Source organism: Candidatus Weimeria sp. HCP3S3_B5, from assembly GCF_052064335.1.
Lineage (GTDB): Bacteria > Bacillota > Clostridia > Lachnospirales > Lachnospiraceae > Weimeria.
Genome location: NZ_JBQHVU010000043.1, coordinates 1 through 4,572, shown reverse-complemented (window position 1 = coordinate 4,572; position 4,572 = coordinate 1). Strand labels below are relative to the sequence as shown.

Below are 4,572 nucleotides of genomic sequence, written 5' to 3'. Positions count from 1 at the left end.
CTCCGACCGGCAATGAGGCGACAGCTATCAGCGGCCTAAAAGCCGGGTTTAAGTCACTCTTTATTGAATTTTCAAGGTGCTACGCGGTATTTTATACTGCGAAGTTTGAGTCAAAATCTTTAACAACATCGTCGATATATTCTTTTATGATATCGTCATGGACCGGCATAATATTGACAGGAGTATTAAACCCTATTTGCGAATATTGCACGTGTATCTTATCATCTAATACCGTTGGCGGTGGTGCACTATTAATAGCTTTCTGAATAAAATCTTCAAAATAACCACTCCAAGCGGGTACATATGCGTTTATAAGTCCTTGAGGTCCTACCATAGGCATTAACTGAGTCGTTTGAATCATGACATTGTAAGAGGACGTACACTCATCCATTAGAAGAAGTAGCACATAGGTCGCCTCGATCTTTAATCCGGCATTTTTTAGCATTTCATATTGATCAAGATATATGTTTTTACTTTTCTCTAAATGCTCAGGTCCTTCAACAATTCTGAGTATTCCGAGCTTCAATTTCATAAGCTCATTTTGACGATAGATACAGTATGACTCTGTCCTCGCAAGTTCTTCATCAATTTCCTTGACTGCGGAATCTCGATAATACTTTACAATCAAACCATAAAGCGATTTATACGGTTCCTGATTCCGCATAGATATAAAGTCGGTTTGCGTTAAGATTCCAATATACTCTTTAAAGACACGGAGTCTTTCTTCGAGCGTTAACTTTAAATATGTGTTAATATCAAGAGATATTTCTGCATCAAACCAATCATGCACGTACAAGCCGTTCATAAGCATGCAAAAGGTAGATGCTTTAAACAACTCCCGTTGATGTACATCTAGTTTATTAATCAGGTTCTGATAACCGTCTTTTATAAGATGGTAAACTGCTGTGTCATCAGAAAATTGCCTGCCTAGCTGTATTTCACAATTTTCTATCTCAATAGAATTATTAATGCTATAACATCTAACCTTTTCCTTGTATTCCTTCAGCGCTGCGTAACAATCGCTCTTAGGACAGCCTTCAATGGCTTTACGAAGAATTCTGTTGGATCCGATAATATGGATTAAATCCACACTATGGCAATTTTTAGTTTTCTCCCATGCGCGGTCAAGATACTGAAGTGTTTCAGTTCGATTTCCGATTATAAATGCGAATCTTGAATAATTATTAAAAACCTGTGCAAGTTTCCAATCAGGATAACTACCAACCTCTGCCAAAGATTTTGACTTTGCAGCAAATTGATATGCTGCATCCATATCTCCTTGGGCTTCTGCAATAAATGCATAAGACATCCATACTTCAGGATCACTAGATGCATTATCATCTGGATTTCCCAGTAACTGTTTTGCTGCGTTGATATCTCCCATCAACGTTAAAAAGACAGCTCTATCTAAATCAAGGCTTTGCGCTTCTTCTGGATAAAGCAATTTTCTATCGATTGCTGACAATGTCTTGTACGCACCTGCAGCATCACCAGTGTAAAACAAAAAAGAAGACTTCAAAAATTGATAATATAGCTTCACATCGCTATCTACAAACATGTGTAGGAATCGGATACTGAATGGTGTTTTTGCACTAGGTGTATCGTAGATATTACTACTTTTAAAATATTCAAGATACTCAAGTGCAAATCCTTCTTCCAATTGTTTATGCAAATGAAACAGTCTTCGAGATCTCAATTTTCTAATGACGTTACCTTTTTGATTAACACTACATACAATCGGAAGTGAAACAAAGCAGGCAATCAGAAATAATACCCACAAGACTACATCGACCAATAATAGCAAAACAGGAACTGAACGGTTCGAAGCTATGACCAGAAGAAATGCCATTAGAACAATCAGTATTGCAAAATTCCATTTGTTTCTAGGATTAACAATACGCTCCAACAGTTTATCTTTATATTCGTAAAAAGCTATTATAGATGCCAGCACAAGGCATAAGACAACAAGGGCAGTTATCATCCTGCCTTGGTTTTCTATTAGAAATTCAGTTATGCTTACAGCTGTTTCTAGCATATATACCTCACGTAAAACGAAATTATTCTCAAGGCTTCGGGCATGATTGTAGGTAAAATCCCTAGCCTCTTACTACAATTACATATCGCAAAAGCCACCCAGGCTCCTGTAAAGTATCAGCGGCCAAACTTAATATAAAAATGTACTCCTGTTTTCTTCTGCAAATTAATCCTCCTCGGCTAGTCTATAAAATGTTCTTTTGATTTCTCCGGCAGATATTTTGCCAGTTCCTCTACCAGTTCGTACACATTGGTTCCGGGTGCAATATCTGCCGGAGAAAGACCTTTATGTTCTTTAATAATCTTTTTGGCATATCTGGCTGCCAATTTTGGGTTTCCGTGCGTCATCAGAATATCGAAGGTATCGTCGGAGTTTTTCTTATACTTGCCCAACCCCAGCTGAGCGTATCTTTCATTGAGAAATCGTATGTATTCCGTCCGATGATTGTTCGACGTATAGTAAGCAAAATGCAGCATGAACCAGAATTCTATGCATTCGTTGCTCCATGCTGCATGGTACTGCACCAATGGGTTCTCTTTGTTCAGAGATTCAGCCCGGGTGACAACCCCATTGAAGTTCCGAGCAGGGAAGCTGTCTTTATCATAGATGCACCAGATCTGGCCCTTGGTGATCTGATTATCCTTAACATACTGTTCAGCCCGACCAATCACACGCATCGTTTCTGCGCCACATGGTTCGATCTGGATCAAAACCATGTCGCGATAAATAGGATTATCTTCAATCAGTTTTTTGAACCCACCGAAGTAACGCGGTTCTGTCTGCTCTCCTTCACAGAAGATGTAATATCTGTACTCCTTCATTTCCAGATGTTCCTGGCGGCGCTTCTTTCTCCAGTTTTCCGTTCCGATTTTTCTAGGCATTCACAACACTCCAATCTATGATCTTTCTCAGATACGGATCTGCACCGTACTTACCTTCAAGGTACTGCTTGTCATATTTGGCGTCTTTACGAACAACCTCGCCATTTCCGGTTTTAAATTCTACCAGCGAATACAGTTTTGAATTCTGATAGTTTCCTTTGGCAACAAACCAGATTTCATCGCGCCTGAACACTTCATTGTTCATTGTAGAAAGATCGTGGGATGTGAAAACCAGCTGCGCGCCATTCCGGTTTATCTCCATGTTGTTAAACAGCATGATGACATAGCGAAGAAGTACCGGATGAATCTTAGCATCCAGCTCATCAATTACGAGTGTTGAGCCGCAAACCAGACTCTTAGCAATAAAAGGAAGAAGACCAAACAGCTTCTTTGTTCCGCTAGATTCTTCAGAAAGAGTCAGCTCTGCTTTATACCCATCCACATTATGCTGTGTGAAAACCTCTATTTTATTGTTCTCCCTTTCTTCAACTCGGAAATCTTCAATATCGAGATCCATTTCTTTGATCATATCGAGAACCAGTTTTTTGATTTCGTCTGAAGAAGCGATTGCTGTCCGAAGTTCTTCCAGCGGATTTCCATAGTTCAGAAAATCTATACCGTACTCAAACCAGTCGATAACATCCTTGACAACGTCATTATTCATGTAAGTGATGCCAAGATATGAGAGTAGCGGAAGACTTTGCGACAGTCCGTCACTGATCTTTAGTCTGGCAAAGACGCCTCTTAAACTGATTTCTTCCCCTTTGCGCAGAAATAGCCCTGATTTCCTGCCCGTTTCCAGCTTGACTCTGTCAAGGCTTTCATATACAACGATATCCTCCTTGACGTGAAGGACATATCTGTATTCGGCAATTTTTGTTCTAAAGAATATTTCAAATTCAGTCGGATTATTCTTCCCTTCTTCAGAAAAGACAAACGGTTTAACCGGATATCTGTTAAACTTATAGTCTGCAGCTCTGTTTTGTTTTGTTGCAAGTACCGGCCTTAAGACCATTGTCCCAAGTGCCTGCATTGCCTTCAGAACATTAGACTTTCCGCCACCATTCGGGCCATAGATCGCCGAAACAGGCAAAAACAATTGCTCATCGCTGTCCTTGATTACCCGGTCTGTATGCTCAGAAATAGCGGTCGCCTGCATATCAAATGTTATCTCATCTCTTATACTCTTATAATTCTTTACTGAAAATTGGCACAGCATGGCGCGTCCCTCCATCTCTAGGATATATTTTGACAGCGTCATTATACCCCAATATGCTTATTACGTCAAGATATTTGAGATATTTTATCGGATATCGGCTTGTAAAATTAATTTTTGGGGTTTTCATCAAAAAAACTGTTTCCGTCAAGCATAGGCTTTCCGGGGACTAAAACCTAAATTCCCGATTACTCCAAACTATGCTTGGCGTATAGTGGCGTGACATCCATGGCTGTGAACAAGTCTTCCTGCTTTTTCAGGACTTCGCCCTGTATTGGCACTTTTCCGGGCTCAGTGAAGCATTCGATAACATCGAGTTCGTCAAGAAGTCTGGTCTTATGTCAAGATTTAGTACAAGTTAAAATGAGAAATTTTCCACTTTAACTTGCTACTTTTGCGTTTTTATCCACCGCTTCAGCATACATACGTTCGTATTCATT

Annotated in this window: 3 protein-coding genes; all 3 read right to left on the bottom strand. The window is 39.8% G+C overall.

Annotated elements, in window-relative coordinates; genetic code table 11:
* Positions 1–91: 91 nt before the first annotated feature.
* Entirely contained in the window at positions 92–2,035 is a 1,944-nt protein-coding gene (locus ACTNCK_RS11460) for a hypothetical protein (protein WP_441082852.1), read from the bottom strand.
* 179 nt (positions 2,036–2,214) lie between these two features.
* On the bottom strand, positions 2,215–2,916 hold the full coding sequence (locus ACTNCK_RS11455; RefSeq protein ID WP_441082851.1) for an RloB family protein: 702 nt from the start codon (positions 2,914–2,916) through the stop codon (positions 2,215–2,217).
* Positions 2,909–4,177, bottom strand: a complete 1,269-nt coding sequence (locus ACTNCK_RS11450) for an AAA family ATPase (protein ID WP_441082850.1) — start codon at positions 4,175–4,177, stop codon at positions 2,909–2,911. Before ACTNCK_RS11450 ends, ACTNCK_RS11455 begins: the two co-directional genes overlap by 8 nt.
* Positions 4,178–4,572 lie beyond the last annotated feature (395 nt).

Coding starts and splice junctions, on each gene's coding strand:
- ACTNCK_RS11450 (WP_441082850.1), bottom strand. CDS start 4,177: ATGACGCTGTCAAAATATATCCTAGAGATGGAGGGACGCGCCATGCTG.
- ACTNCK_RS11460 (WP_441082852.1), bottom strand. CDS start 2,035: ATGCTAGAAACAGCTGTAAGCATAACTGAATTTCTAATAGAAAACCAA.
- ACTNCK_RS11455 (WP_441082851.1), bottom strand. CDS start 2,916: ATGCCTAGAAAAATCGGAACGGAAAACTGGAGAAAGAAGCGCCGCCAG.